Source organism: Micromonospora arida (assembly GCF_042873195.1).
In the GTDB taxonomy this organism is placed as follows: Bacteria; Actinomycetota; Actinomycetes; order Mycobacteriales; family Micromonosporaceae; genus Micromonospora; species Micromonospora arida.
This window is the reverse complement of sequence record NZ_JBIALC010000011.1, coordinates 26,409-42,006: the sequence shown is the minus strand read 5'-3', so window position 1 is coordinate 42,006 and position 15,598 is coordinate 26,409. Positions and strand designations below refer to the sequence as shown.

13 protein-coding genes are annotated in these 15,598 nt (G+C 70.6%); 11 read left to right on the top strand and 2 right to left on the bottom strand.

Going from position 1 to position 15,598, the window contains the following annotated elements; genetic code table 11:
- Nucleotides 1-18 precede the first annotated feature (18 nt).
- Together ACFYP0_RS26260 and ACFYP0_RS26255 are read left to right on the top strand one after the other, a co-directional pair.
- A complete protein-coding gene (locus ACFYP0_RS26260; RefSeq protein ID WP_356975545.1) occupies nt 19-1,551 on the top strand; it encodes a flotillin family protein in 1,533 nt (510 codons plus the stop codon).
- A gap of 244 nt (nt 1,552-1,795) precedes the next feature.
- The gene (locus ACFYP0_RS26255) at nt 1,796-2,185 is read left to right on the top strand and encodes a hypothetical protein (RefSeq protein WP_356975547.1); all 390 of its coding nucleotides are present in this window, start codon (nt 1,796-1,798) and stop codon (nt 2,183-2,185) included.
- 79 nt (nt 2,186-2,264) lie between these two features.
- Here the strand turns inward: ACFYP0_RS26255 and ACFYP0_RS26250 are convergent, their stop codons facing one another.
- Entirely contained in the window at nt 2,265-3,725 is a 1,461-nt protein-coding gene (locus ACFYP0_RS26250; protein WP_356975549.1) for a CCA tRNA nucleotidyltransferase, read from the bottom strand.
- A gap of 125 nt (nt 3,726-3,850) precedes the next feature.
- Here ACFYP0_RS26250 and murJ point away from each other — a divergent pair, with 125 nt between their 5' ends.
- From murJ to ACFYP0_RS26215, 7 genes are all read left to right on the top strand, one after another.
- Entirely contained in the window at nt 3,851-5,590 is a 1,740-nt protein-coding gene (gene murJ, locus ACFYP0_RS26245) for a murein biosynthesis integral membrane protein MurJ (RefSeq protein ID WP_356975551.1), read from the top strand.
- Nucleotides 5,591-6,035: 445 nt separating this feature from the next.
- Nucleotides 6,036-7,643, top strand: coding sequence for a protein kinase family protein (locus tag ACFYP0_RS26240; RefSeq protein WP_356975554.1), 1,608 nt, complete (start codon nt 6,036-6,038; stop codon nt 7,641-7,643).
- A 34-nt stretch (nt 7,644-7,677) separates the two neighbouring features.
- The gene (gene sigM / locus ACFYP0_RS26235; RefSeq protein WP_355495465.1) at nt 7,678-8,391 is read left to right on the top strand and encodes an RNA polymerase sigma factor SigM; all 714 of its coding nucleotides are present in this window, start codon (nt 7,678-7,680) and stop codon (nt 8,389-8,391) included.
- Nucleotides 8,388-9,407, top strand: coding sequence for a hypothetical protein (locus tag ACFYP0_RS26230; protein WP_355495463.1), 1,020 nt, complete (start codon nt 8,388-8,390; stop codon nt 9,405-9,407). Before sigM ends, ACFYP0_RS26230 begins: the two co-directional genes overlap by 4 nt.
- Nucleotides 9,408-9,590: 183 nt before the next feature.
- Entirely contained in the window at nt 9,591-10,541 is a 951-nt protein-coding gene (gene trxB / locus ACFYP0_RS26225; protein ID WP_124860440.1) for a thioredoxin-disulfide reductase, read from the top strand.
- 31 nt (nt 10,542-10,572) lie between these two features.
- Nucleotides 10,573-10,896, top strand: a complete 324-nt coding sequence (gene trxA, locus ACFYP0_RS26220; protein WP_030331849.1) for a thioredoxin — start codon at nt 10,573-10,575, stop codon at nt 10,894-10,896.
- Nucleotides 10,897-11,066: 170 nt separating this feature from the next.
- Nucleotides 11,067-12,230 (top strand): N-acetylmuramoyl-L-alanine amidase, encoded by a 1,164-nt coding sequence (locus ACFYP0_RS26215; RefSeq protein ID WP_124860442.1) that lies wholly within the window; start codon nt 11,067-11,069, stop codon nt 12,228-12,230.
- 14 nt (nt 12,231-12,244) lie between these two features.
- Here ACFYP0_RS26215 and ACFYP0_RS26210 read toward each other — a convergent pair whose 3' ends face one another.
- Nucleotides 12,245-12,910, bottom strand: coding sequence for a GNAT family N-acetyltransferase (locus ACFYP0_RS26210; RefSeq protein WP_091396576.1), 666 nt, complete (start codon nt 12,908-12,910; stop codon nt 12,245-12,247).
- A gap of 295 nt (nt 12,911-13,205) precedes the next feature.
- Here ACFYP0_RS26210 and ACFYP0_RS26205 point away from each other — a divergent pair, with 295 nt between their 5' ends.
- Nucleotides 13,206-14,519, top strand: coding sequence for an aminotransferase-like domain-containing protein (locus ACFYP0_RS26205; protein WP_112584007.1), 1,314 nt, complete (start codon nt 13,206-13,208; stop codon nt 14,517-14,519).
- 7 nt (nt 14,520-14,526) lie between these two features.
- Nucleotides 14,527-15,528, top strand: coding sequence for a D-alanine--D-alanine ligase family protein (locus ACFYP0_RS26200; RefSeq protein WP_355495460.1), 1,002 nt, complete (start codon nt 14,527-14,529; stop codon nt 15,526-15,528).
- Nucleotides 15,529-15,598: the final 70 nt, after the last annotated feature.

The window sequence follows — 15,598 nt, the reverse complement described above, 5'->3', positions numbered from 1 at the left end:
ACAGACGGGACTTTTCATATGGCCCTACTCATCGCCATCGGTGGCGCGGTCCTCCTCGTGCTCATCCTGGTGCTCTTCGTGCTCTCCCGGATCAAGGTGGCCGGTCCGAACGAGGCGTTCATCGTCACCGGTCGCAAGGGCCGCACCACGCAGACTGCCGACGGCGGGCGGTCCACCGACAACTCCGGGCAGAAGGTCGTGCTGGGCGCTTCGGTGTTCGTGCTGCCGGTGGTGCAGAAGCTCCAGTCGCTCGACCTGTCCAGTCGGCGGATCGACGTCGGAATCCGGGGTGCCGTCAGCAAGCAGGGCATCCGCGCCGACCTGCACGGCGTGGCGATCGTCAAGGTCGGCGGGACCGAGGACGCGATCCGGGCCGCCGCACAACGGTTCCTGCACCAGCAGGACGAGATCGACAACTTCACCCGGGAGGTGCTGGCCGGCGCGCTGCGCTCGATCGTCGGCCGGCTCACCGTCGAGGAGGTCATCCGGGACCGGGCGGCGTTCGCCAGCGCCGTCGCCGAGGAGGCCGAGCACTCGATGACCAACCAGGGTCTGGTGTTGGACACCTTCCAGCTCCAGGACATCCTCGCCGAAGGCTCCTACCTGCAGGACCTGGGTCGGCCCGAGGCCGCCCGGGTGCTCAAGGACGCGGCGATCGCCGAGGCCCGGGCCCGGCAGCAGGCCGAGCAGGAGCGCCTGCTCGCCGAGGAGGCCATCGCCGAGGCGAACCGGAACCTGGCCCTCAAGCAGGCCGGCATCCAGGCCGAGATCGACGCGGCGAAGGCGAAGTCCGCGGCGGCCGGACCGCTGGCCCAGGCCGAACGGGACCAGGCGATCCTCTCCGAGCAGCAGAAGGTGGCCGAGCGCAACGCCGAACTCAAGCAGCGCCAACTCGACACCGAGGTTCGCAAGCCGGCCGACGCGGCCCGGTACAAGGTGGAACAGGAGGCCGAGGCGTCCCGCAACGCGGCGGTGCTGCACGCCGACGCGCAGCGCCAGTCCGTCATCGCCGCCGCGCAGGCCTCCGCCGAGCAGGCCCGCCTCACCGGTGAGGGTGAGCGTGCCCGACGGGCCGCGCTCGCCGAGGCCAACGCCATCGAGGGCGCCAAGGAAGGTGAGGCCGAGCAGCGGCGACGCTCCGCCATCGCCGAGGCCGTGGAGCGGGAAGGCCAGGCCGAGGCTGCGGCCATCCTCGCCAAGGGTGAGGCCGAGGCCGACGCGATGGCGCGCAAGGCCGAGGCGTTCGCCGCGTACGGAGAGGCGGCCGTGCTTGACCTGCTGGTCAAGGTGCTGCCGCAGGTCGTCGAGGCGGCCAGCGCACCGATCGGGGCGATCGACAAGATGACCGTCATCTCCACCGACGGCGCGTCGTCGCTCACGAAGTCGGTCGCCGGCAACGTGGCCCAGGGCCTTCAGCTCGGCAGCGACCTCACCGGGATCGACCTGCCCGGCCTGCTGGCACGGCTCGGTTCGGCGTCCACTCCGGGCAACGGCACGTCGACCGGCAAGGGCGCGGTCTCCGTGGACGGGGCGGCCGTCGAGACGCGCTGACGCGGTGCGCTGACGGGCCCACTCCCGGTTCGGGGGTGGGCCCGTCGGCGGGTCAACCTGGGGGCAGCTAGTCAGATCCTGGCGGGGCATCGCACGGCATCGATCGTTGCTACTCTTCGATCAACGTTGAACGTTGCATTGCACCTGAGGTGCGGATCGTGCCGGGACGCCGGTTTGCATGCTGACGGGATCGACGAACGGGGATGCTTCTATGAAAAAGTTTGGGTCCACAAAGATGGGACGGGTGCTGACGGCAGCGCTGATCGGGGCGCCGCTGGCGGTGATTCCGGCACTGCCGGCCCAGGCCGCTGCATGTCTGGACGGCGCCGTCTCGTGGTGGGCTGACCAGGCGGGTTCTGCAAACCAGCTGTTCCCGTCTTCCAGCACGTCCTACAAGACGTCAACGCGGTGCAACGACATCAACTTCCGGGTCGGCAAGTCGAGCTTCACAGGCAACGTCCGGGTTTGCTGGGTTTCTGCTGGTGGCTGCAATAGCTGGAAGAAGCACACGAGCACGACGGGCGGTTGGATGCTGATCGCCACTGACGTGAAGGACAATACGACTTTCCGGGTGGAGCTCGACTTCGCGACGGCCGACTACGGCAAGTTCCCGGCGGGGCAGGTCGCCTTCTAGACGCAGGTCGCCTTCGAGACGTGAGAGTCGGTGCCGCCACTCGGCGGTACCGACTCTTGCTGTGCCCTCATGGCTGGGTTCAGCCGAGAATCCCCTCGGCGCGGGCCCAGCGCAGCAGCTCCGCCTCGGCGGCGTCACGGTCCAGCGGGCCGTGCTCCAGGCGCTGCTCCTTGAGGTGCTTCCACGCCCGACCGACCACCGGCCCCGGCGGTACGCCGAGCAGCTCCATGATCGCGTTGCCGTCCAGGTCGGGGCGGACCCGCGCCAGGTCTTCCTCGGCCGCGATCCGGGCGATCCGATCCTCCAGCGCGTCGTAGTCGGCCGCGAGCTGGGCGGCCTTGCGACGGTTGCGGGTGGTGCAGTCGGAGCGGGTCAGCTTGTGCAGGCGGGGCAGCAGGTCACCGGCGTCGGCGACGTAGCGGCGCACCGCCGAGTCGGTCCACTCGCCCCGCCCGTACCCGTAAAAGCGCAGGTGCAGCGCGACCAGCGCGGTCACCTGCGCGGTGACGTCCTTGGGGTACCGCATCGCCTTCATCCGGGCCTTGGTCAGCCGAGCGCCGACCACCTCGTGGTGGTGGAAGCTGACCCGGCCGTCGGACCCGACCGCCTTCGTCGCCGGCTTGCCCACGTCGTGCAGGAGGGCGGCCATCCGCAGGATGAAGTCGCAGCCGTCCTCCTCGTAGGAGACCGCGTTCTCGACGACCGTCAACGTGTGCTCGTAGACGTCCTTGTGCTGGGCGTGCTCGTCGATCTCCAGCTTCAGGCCGGTCAGCTCCGGCAGGAACCGATCGGCCAGCCCGGTGTCGACCAGCAGCCGCAGCCCGGTGATCGGGTCGGCGCCGCAGAGCAACTTGGTGAACTCGTCGCGGATCCGCTCGGCGGTGATCCGGTCCAGGTCGGCGGCCATCTCGGTCATCGCCAGGTGCACGTCCGGGTGGACGGCGAACCGCAGCTGGGCGGCGAACCGGGCGGCCCGCAGCATCCGCAGCGGGTCGTCGCCGAACGACTCACCAGGCGTGCTCGGGGTACGGATCACCTTGGCCGAGAGATCGTCCAGCCCACCGTGCGGATCGGTGAACCGGTGGTCCGGCAGGCTGACCGCCATCGCGTTGATCGTGAAGTCGCGCCGCTTCAGGTCCTCGTCGAGGCTGGTGCCGTACACCACCACCGGGTTGCGGCTGACCTGGTCGTACGACTCCGCGCGGAAGGTGGTGATCTCCAGTCGGAGGCCGTCGCGCTGAGCGCCGATGGTGCCGAACTCCCGACCGGTCTCCCAGATCGACTCGGCCCAGCCCTTGATGATCCGCAGGGTCTCGTCGGGGTGCGCGTCGGTGCAGAAGTCGAGGTCGTCCCCGAGTCGACCGAGCAGGGCATCCCGCACCGAACCGCCCACCAGGTGCAACTCGTGACCGGCGCGGACGAAGCGGCGGCCCAACTCGTCGGCGACCGGGGACACCCGGAGTAGTTCGGCGACGGCGTTGCGCTGCGCGGCGGTGAGTTCGCGGCGGTCGGCGGCGTGAGGAGCGGAGGCTTCGGACATGGGATCGCCAGCTTATCGGGCCGGGGTGTGATCCGATCCGCCGGGCGCGGGTAACGGGTGGGGGTTGACTATGGTCTGTGGGTGCGGGTCGGTGTCCGACTCGACGTACCCCTTGGAGGCTGGAGATGAGCGGCGGGCTCTACCGCAGCGCCAACGCCATGCCGGACGGTAACGTGCCGCCGGCTGACGGGGCGGTCTTCATCTCCGCGGAGCCGCTGAACCAGCCTGCGGTGGAGGCGACGGCACCCCCGCCCGAGGTCGTCGGCGAGACCAGCGCCGCCGCCAACAGCGCGGTCATGGCCGTCGGCAGTCTGGTGAGCCGGGGCACCGGCTTCATCCGGAACCTGATGATCGGCGCCGCCCTCGGCAACCTGATCGGCAACGCCTACACGACTGCCATCTTCCTCCCCAACCAGGTGTACGAGTTCCTGCTCGGCGGGGTGCTGACCAGTGTGCTGATCCCGGTGCTGGTCCGTAGGCGCAAGAGCGACGCGGACCGGGGCGAGGCGTACGCCCAACGGTTGCTCAGCCTCGCGGTGCTGGCCCTGGCGGTGGCGGCCCTGATCGCCGTGGCGTCGGCGTCCTGGCTGACAGCCATCTACGCCAGTGGCAAGGACGAGGCCTACACCACACTGATCACACGCCTGTCGTGGCTGATCCTGCCGATGCTGTTCTTCACCGGCGTCAGCGCGTTGATCGCAGCGGTGCTGAACACCAGGGGTCACTTCGCCGCGCCGATGTGGGCCCCCATCCTCAACAACCTGGTGGTGATCGGCGTCTTCGGTCTCTACATCCTGGTCTACGGGGCGAAAGGGCTGGAGCCGTCGGAGGTGGGCACCGGCCGGATCCTGCTGGTCGGTGGTGGCACCCTGCTCGGCGTGGCGGTGCAGACCGCCGGTCTACTGCCGGCGCTGCGCAAGGTCGGCTTCCGGTGGCGGTGGCGGTTCGACTTCCGCGAGCTGGGGCTGCGCGAGCTGGCCAAGCTCGGGGCCTGGATGTTCTGCTACGTGGCGGTCAACCAGCTCGGCCTCTTCGTGGTGGTCAATCTCCTCACCCGGGCCGCGGGCACGGACCAGGCCGGCATCCTGATCTACAACAACGTCTTCCTGCTGCTGATGATGGCCCACGGCATCATCGCCGTCTCGATCATCACCGCGCTGATGCCCCGGATGGCAGCCGCCGCAGCCGACGGGCGGTTCCACGACGTCACCGCGGACCTTTCCCGAGGTGTCCGGATGGTGTCGGCGGTGCTCGCGCCGATCGCGGTCTGCTACGCGGTGCTGTCCATCCCGATCTCGGTGGTCGTCTTCCGGTACGGCGCGTTCAGCGCCGAGAACGCGTCAGCCACGTCCACCGTGCTGCTGTTCGCCGCAATCGCGCTGGTGCCGTTCGCGATCAGCCAGCTCTTCACCTTTGCCTTCTACGCCCTGCCGGACACCCGCACCCCGGCCCTGATCAACATTCCGGTGGTGGCGCTGCGGGTCGGCGTACAGATCGTGCTGTTCGCCGCGTTCGCCGCGCACTTCGCGGCAGCCGGAATGATGATCGGCAACGCGGTCTCCTACGTGGCGGCGGCGGTCGCGTCCGCCTGGTTGCTCCGGCCTCGGGTCGGCCGGATCGGCCTGGGCGCCATCATGCGTACCCTCGGCCGGGTCGTGGTCGCCGCACTCGGCGCGGCGCTGGTCGGATGGTTGGTGATCACTCTGCTGCCCGGCGGCGACGAGCCGAGCTGGTTCGAGGCGGCAACCCAGCTCGTGGTCGGCGGCGTGGTGATCGGCGGGACCTACCTGGGTCTGGCCATGCTGCTGAAGATCGGCGAGATCACCGAGGTGGTCGGGATGGTTCGCCGGCGCCTCGGTCGCTGAACGTTCGCATCTGATTACAACAAGTTGGCACTCATACCGACCGTGACTACGGATCACCAGGCTGGGGACGCACCTGTGGATAACTCCGCGATTCGCCGGTCAGCCGCCGCTTCGGCCTGTGGATAACCAACCGTACGGCTGAGGGTGGCGGCCCGATCGGGGGGAACGTACGAGGTAGCGCGAGCGCCACGCCATCCCAGCCCCGGCGTCGGTCACTTGCGGTGAAGCCGTAGATTAGCTAGTACATGTGCCAGCAACGTGGCTGACAACGGTCGTAACCGGACGAGCGCTTCGACTGCCGGAACCCCGCCAGGTACGGCGGGAAGATGACATGTCGGAGAGACGGGCAACCCGGGTAAGGTCGCTCTCGACGGGTACGGCAGGGGCCGACGCTGGGCGTCGACACCGGTCGGCCGGTTCCTTCAACGGCAGAGCGGGAAGCCACATGCCCAGCAGTTCGGGTTCATCGATCGACACGATCACCGAGGGAGGACGGGTGACCCAGGTCGGCGAGGGTCAGGAGGCGGACGAAAGCGCTCCTCCGGTCATGACCTTCGGTGCTCCCACGGCCGGTGAAGTCCTCGCCGAGCGGTACGAACTGGTTGAGCACATCAACAACGACAGTGCGGGTCGGCTGGTCTGGCGCGGGGTCGACGTCATCCTGCGCCGTCCCGTTGCCGTGGTGCTGCGTTACCCGGGTGGCGACTCCGCCACTGAGATGCTTCAGGCCGCCGTCGCGGCCAGCCGGGTCATCCACCCCAACCTGGTCGGCGTCTACGACGCGATCGACGAGGCCGACCGGGCGTACGTGGTGCGCGAGTGGGTCGACGGGCAGTCCCTGCGGGACCTGGCGACCGACGGCCCCCTGGACCCGGCTCGGGCCACCGCGATTGGCAACGCCGTCGCGAGCGCGCTCGCCGCGGTGCACGCCACCGGCATGGTGCACGGCAACGTCCACCCCGGCACCGTCATGATCAGCGACGAGGGCCGGGTGGTGCTGGCGGACGCCCGCACCGACGGCGCCGACAGCCAGGAGAACGACATCCGAGCGGTCGGCGGTGTCCTCTACTTCGCACTGACCGGCTCCTGGCCGCACGCCGAGGCACCACTGCGCGGCGCCACCGCCGGCCACGGCCGCGCCGCCATCCCGGACGCTGTTCGCGACGCCGGAGGTGCCATCGCGGCACCGCGCCAGGTTCGGGCCGGCGTTCCGGCGTACCTGGACGACCTGACCATGGACCTGCTCGACGCCGAGATCGCGCCGCCGTCGTCCGACGTGCTCGCCGCCGAATTGGCGCGACTGGACGTGCCGGCCGAGGATGAGCACTACCTCGACAACAGCGGCCCGCTGCGGTTCGCCGCCGACACCGGGGAGGAGCCGTCGCCGCTGGCCGCGGCCGGGGGCCGCAAGGTCGCCGTCGGCATCGCCAGCCTGTTGGCCGTCGCCCTGGTCGGTCTGCTGATCGGGATCATCGCGCTGGGCGGCGACGACGAGGACCCGCAGTCCAACACGGTCGCCGCCCCGACCACCAGTGCCCCGGCCGGCGACGCCACCCCGGCCGCTGCGACGGCGCGCAAGCTGACAGTGAAGAACGTCCGGATCATCGACCCGGACAGCAGCAATCGCAGTGAGGTCGACGGCGCCGAGAAGGTCATCGACGGTGACGAAGACAAGGGCTGGGAGACCGAGACCTACGACAACAAGCCCAACTTCGGCAACCTGAAGAAGGGCATGGGCGTCTGGATCGACCTTGGCGAGCCGCACACGGTCAAGTCGGTGCAGGCGGTGCTGTCGGCCACCGGCGCGTCCGCCCAGCTCCTCGCCGGCACGACCAACCCGCCGTCCAGCTCCAGCGGTGACAAGCAGTTGGTGGGGAGCTACAAGACCGCCATCGGCCAGCCGTTCGAGGACCACGACGGCACCACAATGACGTTCAACGGCTTCGACGCCGACCAGAAATACCGGTACCTGCTGTTCTGGATCACCGAGCTGCCTCCGACCGAGAACGGATTCAAGCTGGGGGTGCAGGAGATTACGGTCCAGGGGTCGTGAGCCGATCCGGGCACCGTACGCACTGGACGCGGTGATGGACGGGCGCGCCGCCGCGAAGGACCTGGAGCTGCTGCGCGCGCACGTCGCCGGAGACAGAGACGCCTTCGCCGAGCTGTTCCACCGGCACCGCGACCGGTTGTGGGCGGTGGCCCTGCGGACGCTCGGCGACCGCGAGGAGGCAGCCGACGCCCTCCAGGACGCCCTGCTGTCGGCGCATCGGGCGGCGGCCCGCTTCCGCGGCGACTCCGCCGTCACCACCTGGCTGCACCGGATCGTGGTCAACGCCTGCCTGGACCGGATCCGACGCCGGCAGGCGCACCCCACAGTGCCGCTGCCGGACGGCAACCGGGCCGACGACGGCATCGGCGGGCTGGAGCCGGCGGCACCGGTGACGGACCACGACACCGCGCTGGTGGTCCGGGAGGCGCTCGCCGCGCTGCCCCTTGAACAGCGCGCAGCGCTGGTGCTGGTCGACGTTCAGGGCTATCCGGTCGCCGAGGTCGCCCGCATCCTCGGCGTCGCCGAGGGCACGGTGAAGAGCCGGTGTGCCCGGGGCCGGGCGCGGCTGGCCGTGCTGCTCGGGCATCTCCGCCCCGCCGCCGTCGTCGCGACGACGTCGACCCGACCGGACCCCACCGCCCCGATCACGGGCGTGCCCGGCGTCACGCCGGGGAACCCCGGCCCGGTGGAAGGCGTCGGATCGGGGTCAGGTCGATACCGGCGGGACGCCAACCAGGAGGACACGTGACGACCGAGGGGTTCCGGGAGGTCGACGTCGACCTCCTCGCTGACTACCTCGGCGGGGCGTTGGACGGCACCCCGCAGCAGGACGAGGTCGCCCAACTGGTCTCCGCGGACCCGTCCTGGGCCGAGGCGTACGCGCTGCTGGCCCCCGCCGTGACCGAGGTCCGGACGGACCTGACCCGCTGGGCCGAGCCTTCCCCCGAGATGCCGTCGGCGATCACCGACCGCCTCCTGGCCGCATTGGCCTCCGCGGAGCCGAAGACCGACACCTCGACCGAGGAAGCACCCGCTGGCGCGCCCAGCCTCGATCGGGACGGCGACGCGGCGACACCGTTGGTCGTACCGGCGCAGGGCGGGTCCGGTCGCCGGCCTCCCGTCCCGCCCGGCGGGTCGGGGCGCCAGACGTCCACCGGTCCGGGCCGCCGCCGGCGCGGCTGGGCCCGCCGTGGCGCGCCCGTGGCCGCCGCCGCGATCGCCGTCATCGCCGTCGCGCTGGGCCTCAACCAGCTCTCGATGCGGGCGTCGGACGACTCCGCTGACACCAACCCCATGAACCAGCCGGCCAGCGCGCCAGAGGGCGTCGCGGGGGCCGGGACTGCCCGCACCACCGGGCCGGCACTGCGCAGTGGTACGAACTACAGCCCGCAGACCCTCGGCGACGCCTACGGCACGGACGCGCCGAGCACACCGGCTGCCAGCCGGGCGACCGGCAACCCTCCGGGCGGGCAGCCGGAGGTGGATGCCGAGGGCGGGCGCCGTCCCTCTCCCGACGGGTCGGACCAGCTGGCCCGGCTGACCGACGAGGCCGCGCTGACCAGCTGTCTGGCCAGCGTCGCGACGGAGCACGGATCGGCCCCACTGGTGGTCGAGGTGATCGACTACGCGCGGTTCCAGGGCGATCAGGCGCTGGTCATCCACTTCACCGACGCGACCGGCGCCCGGTGGGCCTGGGTGAGTGGCCCGGAGTGCGGAGTGCCCGGGTCCGGCTCGGACAGCCGGTATTCGGCGCGGGTAGGGTGAATCCACGGTCAATGGCACGATGACCCCCCACGTGACCTGACCCACCGGATGCCCGGCTCGGGAATCCCCGGTTCGTACGATGACGTTCTGGAAGTCAGCTGCCGGCCCCACCCAGGCGTCGGCGACTCGGATCAGCATCGGTGCTCGCGCCGACGCCGAACACACACAACTCGGGAGACGGCAGTGGACGAGGTCCGCAACCTGATCATCATCGGCTCCGGGCCGGCCGGCTACACAGCGGCGGTCTACGCCGCACGTGCCAACCTGAAGCCGCTGATCATTGAGGGCGTGCAGTCCGGTGGCGCGCTGATGACCACGACCGAGGTGGAAAACTTCCCCGGCTTCGCCGACGGCATCCTCGGCCCCGAGCTGATGGACAACATGCGCAAGCAGGCCGAGCGGTTCGGCGCCGAGTTCCTCACCGACGACGTGACCCGGGTCGAGCTGGTGGACACCGGCGACGCCGGCTCCGGCGCGGTGAGCACCGTCTGGGTCGGCGAGACCGCCTACCGGGCGCGATCCATCATTCTCTCCACCGGGTCGGCCTGGCGTCCGCTGGGCGTGCCCGGTGAGCAGGAATACCTGGGCCACGGCGTCTCCGCGTGTGCCACCTGTGACGGCTTCTTCTTCCGCAACCAGCAGATCGTGGTCGTCGGCGGCGGCGACTCGGCGATGGAGGAGGCCACCTTCCTCACCCGCTTCGCGGAGTCGGTCACCATCATCCACCGCCGCGACTCGTTCCGGGCCAGCAAGATCATGGCCGACCGGGCGCTGAGCAACGAGAAGATCAAGGTCGAGTGGAACAGCACCGTCGAGGAGATCCTCGGCGAGGACGGCAAGGTCACCGGCGTACGCGTCCGCAACGTGCACACCGGCGAGACCAAGGTGATGGACGTGACCGGCGTCTTCGTCGCGATCGGTCACGACCCTCGCAGCGAGCTGTTCCAGGGCCAGGTCGAGCTGGACGACGAGGGCTACGTGAAGGTCCACGCCCCGAGCACCCGCACCAACGTGCCCGGTGTCTTCGCCGCCGGCGACGTGGTCGACCACACCTACCGTCAGGCGATCACCGCGGCCGGCACCGGTTGTGCCGCCGCGCTCGACGCCGAGCGGTTCATCGCGACGCTCAGCTGAAACACTGAACACATCCCGGAGGAGGGGCATAGTGGGAACAACCAAGGCGGTCACCGACAAGAGCTTCGTCGCTGACGTGCTGCAGGCCGACAAGCCGGTGCTGGTGGACTTCTGGGCGGAGTGGTGCGGGCCGTGCCGCAAGGTGTCGCCGCTGCTCGAGGAGATCGCCCGGGAGATGGGTGACCAGGTCACCATCGTCAAGCTCAACATCGACGAGAACCCGGAGACCGCCCGGGCCTACCGGGTGATGTCGGTGCCGACGCTCACCGTCTTCAAGAACGGCCAGCCGGTGCAGTCGATCGCCGGTGCCAAGCCGAAGGGCGAGCTGGTCCGGCTCATCGAATCGGCCCTCTGACCAGCAGCAACATCAACCGAACCCCGTACCCGCTCGCCGGGTGCGGGGTTCGGTTGCTTCTCGGCCGTACCGCCGACGTATTTCTCGGCCCAGCCACCTCGCCGCCCCGGAGCGCATAGCCTCAAGCCTGGGCCGCCCGGCCAGCCAGCGTCGTGCAGAGGGGGTCGTGCGTGCGTCCGATCCGACCCGGTGACCGGGGACCCGCGGTCACGGAGATCCGTACCATCCTGACCGGCCTCGACCTGCTCGCCGCCGCCGGCTCGCACACCGACGAGTTCGACCTCGACACCGAGCGGGCGGTCCGCGCGTTCCAGCAGTCGCGCGGGCTCAGCGTGGACGGCCGCGTCGGCGCGGAGACCTGGCGTGCCCTGGATGCCGCCCGTTGGCGGCTCGGCGCCCGCACCCTCTACCACGCGGTTCCCGAGCCGCTCACCGGCGAGGACGTCCGGTCGCTACAGGAGCGACTGCTGGAGATGGGGTACGACGTGGGCCGCGCGGACGCGATCTACGGCGTCCGGACGTCGCGTGCGGTGGCCCAGTTCCAGCGTGAGGTCGGGCTCACCCCGGACGGCTCCTGCGGCCCCCACACCATGAACGCGCTCCGCCGCATCGGCCGCAAGGTGGTCGGTGGCCGCCCGCAGTGGCTCCGCGAATCTGACGCGATCCGGCAGTCCGGGCCGGCGTTGGTCGGCAAGACGGTCGTCATCGACCCGGGGCACGGCGGCACCGACCCCGGGATGGTGGTGCCCGACGGCTCGCTGCGCTGGACCGAGGCGGACCTGGTGCACGACCTGGCCAGCCGACTGGAGGGGCGACTCGCCGCCTCCGGGGTGCGGGTGCAGCTCACCCGAGGCCCGTCGCCCGACAGTTGCCTGCCGGACACCGACCGGGCCCTGCTCGCCAACTCGCTCGGCGCCGACGTGTTCATCTCGCTGCACCTGGACGGCCACGCCAACCCGGATGCGGAGGGCGTCGCGACCTACCACTACGGCACCGACAACGGGGTGACCTCGGCGACCGGTGAACGCCTGGCCGGGCTGGTGCAGCGGGAGATCGTCGCCCGCACCGGGCTGCGGGACTGCCGTACCCACGCCAAGACGTGGGAGTTGCTGCGACTCACGCGGATGCCCGCCGTCCGGGTCGAGGTCGGCTACCTCACCTCGCCGACGGACCGCGCCCACCTCGTCGACCCCCGGTTCCGGGACCGGGTGGTGGAGGCGATCGTGGCCGCGGTGCAGCGGATGTACTACCCGATCGAACGAGACGTCCCGACCGGATCGCTCGACGTCAGCGAACTGCGTGCCGTGGTGACCGCCGGCACGGTGGTGGACTGATTCGCCGCCGGGCGTCAGCCGTTGGTGGAGCGGGTGGCCGGGGCGGGACGGACCGGCCGGAGCAGGGTCTCGGGGCTCATCGACCCGAGCAGCTTCTCCAGCGCGTACTCGACGTCGGACTTCCAGCTCAGAGCCGTACGCAGCTCAAGACGCAACCGAGGGAAGCGCGGATGCGGACGTACGGTCTTGAAGCCCACGGAGAGGAAGAAGTCGACCGGGGCCACGCAACCACCGGCGGGGTCGTCCGCGTCGCCGAACTTGGCGTCGCCGAACGCCTCGATCGCCTTGATCCCACGCTTGGTCAGATCCCGGGCGACACCCTGCACCAGCATCCGGCCCAACCCGCCGCCGGAGAACGCGGCGACCACGTTGGCGGTCATCAACAGTGCCGCGTCCGCGGAGACCGGTGAGGTAGGGAACGCCATCGATCGGGGCACGTAGGCGGGCGGGGCGTACATCACGAAGCCGGCCGGCATGCCGTCGACGTACGCGAGTTTGCCGCAGGAGCCCCACTCCAGCAGCGTCTGCGAGACCCACGCCTCCTTCTCCAGGCCCGGATCGCCAGCGGCGCAGGCCCGGTCCGCGGAGACCGGATCGAGCTCCCAGTAGACGCACTGCCGGCACGGACGCGGGAGGTCTTCCAACGTGTCGAGGGTCAGGCTGACCAGACGTCGCGACATATGGCGCATCCCCACAATAGGCTCGGTGGTGAGACCGGCATGGAACGACAGCGCCGCCTTCCTGCCCCCGACGAGCGATCGTACGCCGCCGATCGGCGATACGGGAGGGGACGCGCAGATGCCCACCGCAACGGGGGACGCCGAGGACGGTCCGCCATGTGGTCGATCTGCCTCGGCACGCCGGCAGCACGACTCTGGCGGACTAGGATCGACAATCGGTGTGCCCGCCGCCATGGTCAGCGGTGTGCGGGGTACCCGGGGCGGGAGCCACTCGAGCAGCGATCGAGGTGAGGTCATGACCGGCACGACACTCGACGACTACACCGACCGGTACGCCCGGCGGGTACGCGGGATGACCGCCTCCGAGATCCGAGCACTTTTCGCGGTGGCAAGTCGTCCGGAGGTCGTCTCGCTCGCCGGCGGCGCACCGTACATCGCCGCCCTTCCGCTGGACGCGGTCGGCGAGATGCTCGGCCGGCTCGGTTCCGAGCACGGCGTGACCACCCTTCAGTACGGCATTGGTCAGGGCACCCTCGAGCTGCGCGAGCGGATCTGCGAGGTGATGTCGCTCTCCGGGATCGACGCCGCGTGCGGTGCTTCCCCCGAAGACGTCGTGGTCACCGTGGGCGGGCAGCAGGCACTGGACCTGGTGGCCCGGCTCTTCCTCGACCCGGGTGACGTGGTGCTCGCCGAGGGGCCGACGTACGTCGGTGCGCTCGGCGTGTTTCAGGCCGCCCAGGCGCAGGTCGTCCACGTACCGATGGATGCGGACGGGCTGATCCCGGAGGCGCTGGAGACGGCCATCGCCGACCTCGCCCGCGCGGGCCAGCGGGTCAAGTTCCTCTACACGATCCCCACCTACCAGAACCCGACCGGCGTGACGCTCAGCGAGGAGCGCCGGGAACGGGTGCTCGACATCTGTGAGCGCGCCGGCCTGCTCGTCGTCGAGGACGACCCGTACGGCCAGCTGGGGTTCGAGGGTGAGGCCCCGGCCCCCCTGCGGGCCCGCCGCCGCGACGGCGTCTTCTACCTCAGCACCTTCTCCAAGACCTTCGCCCCCGGGCTGCGGGTCGGCTGGATCCTGGCGCCGCACGCGGTCCGCGACAAACTGGTCATCGCCAGCGAGGCGCAGATCCTCTGCCCCAGCGGTTACGCACAGGCCGCGGTGGCCACCTACCTGAGCACGATGCCCTGGCGGCAGCAGCTCAAGGTCTATCGCGAGGTCTACCGGGAACGCCGGGACGCCCTGCTCGACGCGATGGCCGACCTGATGCCCGAGGGCACCAGCTGGACCACCCCGGCCGGCGGTCTCTTCGTGTGGGCCAGCCTGCCCGACGGGCTCGACTCGAAGGCCATGATGCCGCGAGCGGTCGCCGCCCGGGTCGCCTACGTTCCCGGCACCGGCTTCTACGCCGACGGCACCGGCACCGACGCGATGCGGCTCAACTTCAGCTTCCCGCCGCCGGAGCGGATCCGCGAGGGCGTCCGCCGGCTGGCCGGTGTGATGGAGCAGGAAATCGCGATGCGCCGGGTCTTCGGTGCCGTGGGTGGAGCCGCCGGCCGACGCGGCCGGGCCGGCTCCGACGTGCCCGGGCCCGACTTGGCATGATGCCGGCATGGGTACGACCGCCGAGCACCTCCTCGTGACCGATTCCGCCATCTCGGCCGACCTGCGCGTCGTGGTGCTCGCCGGTGGGCTCTCCTACGAACGGGACGTGTCGCTGCGTTCAGGTCGTCGGGTGCTCGACGCGCTGCGCGCCGTCGGGGTGGAAGCCGAGCTGCGAGACGCGGACGTGGCGCTGCTACCGGCACTCGCGGCCGACCCGCCGGACGCCGTGGTGATCGCACTGCACGGCGCGACCGGCGAGGACGGCTCACTGCGCGGTGTGCTGGATCTGTGCGACGTCCCGTACGTCGGCTGCGACGCTCGGGCCTCCCGGGTCGCCTGGGACAAGCCCTCGGCCAAGGCGGTGCTCCGCGAGGCCGGCATCCCCACCCCGGACTGGGTGGCGCTCCCGCACGATCGTTTCTCCGAGCTCGGCGCGGTCGCCGTCCTGGACCGGATCGTCGACCGCCTGGGCGTACCCCTGATGGTGAAGCCGGCGCAGGGCGGGTCCGGGCTGGGCGGGGCGGTGGTCCGGGACGCCGCCGCGCTGCCCGCCGCGATGGTCGGCTGCTTCGCGTACTACTCCACGGCGCTCGTGGAGCGGTACGTGCCGGGGATGGATGTGGCAGTCTCCGTCGTCGACCTCGGCGACGGCCCGCAGGCACTGCCGCCGGTGGAGATCGTGCCGCGCAACGGCGTGTACGACTACGCCGCCCGCTACACCGCAGGACGGACCACCTGGCACGCCCCCGCCCGGCTGGACCCGGAGGTTGCCGCCACGGTCGCTGACGTGGCCCTCGCCGCACACACCGCGCTCGGTCTACGGGATCTCTCCCGCGTCGACGTGATCGTGGACGCAGCCGGCCAGCCGCACGTGCTGGAGGTCAACGTCTCGCCAGGGATGACGGAGACGTCACTGCTTCCGCTCGCCGTGCAGGCGGCCGGGCTGGACTTCGGCCGACTCCTCGGCACCCTGGTCGCCCGAGCCGCAGCCCGCCTCACCAAGCACTGACCTACCCGCCAACCCGTTCGGCCCTGCGGACCACCCGCGGACGACCATGAGGCTGGCCTGTCGGGGTCAA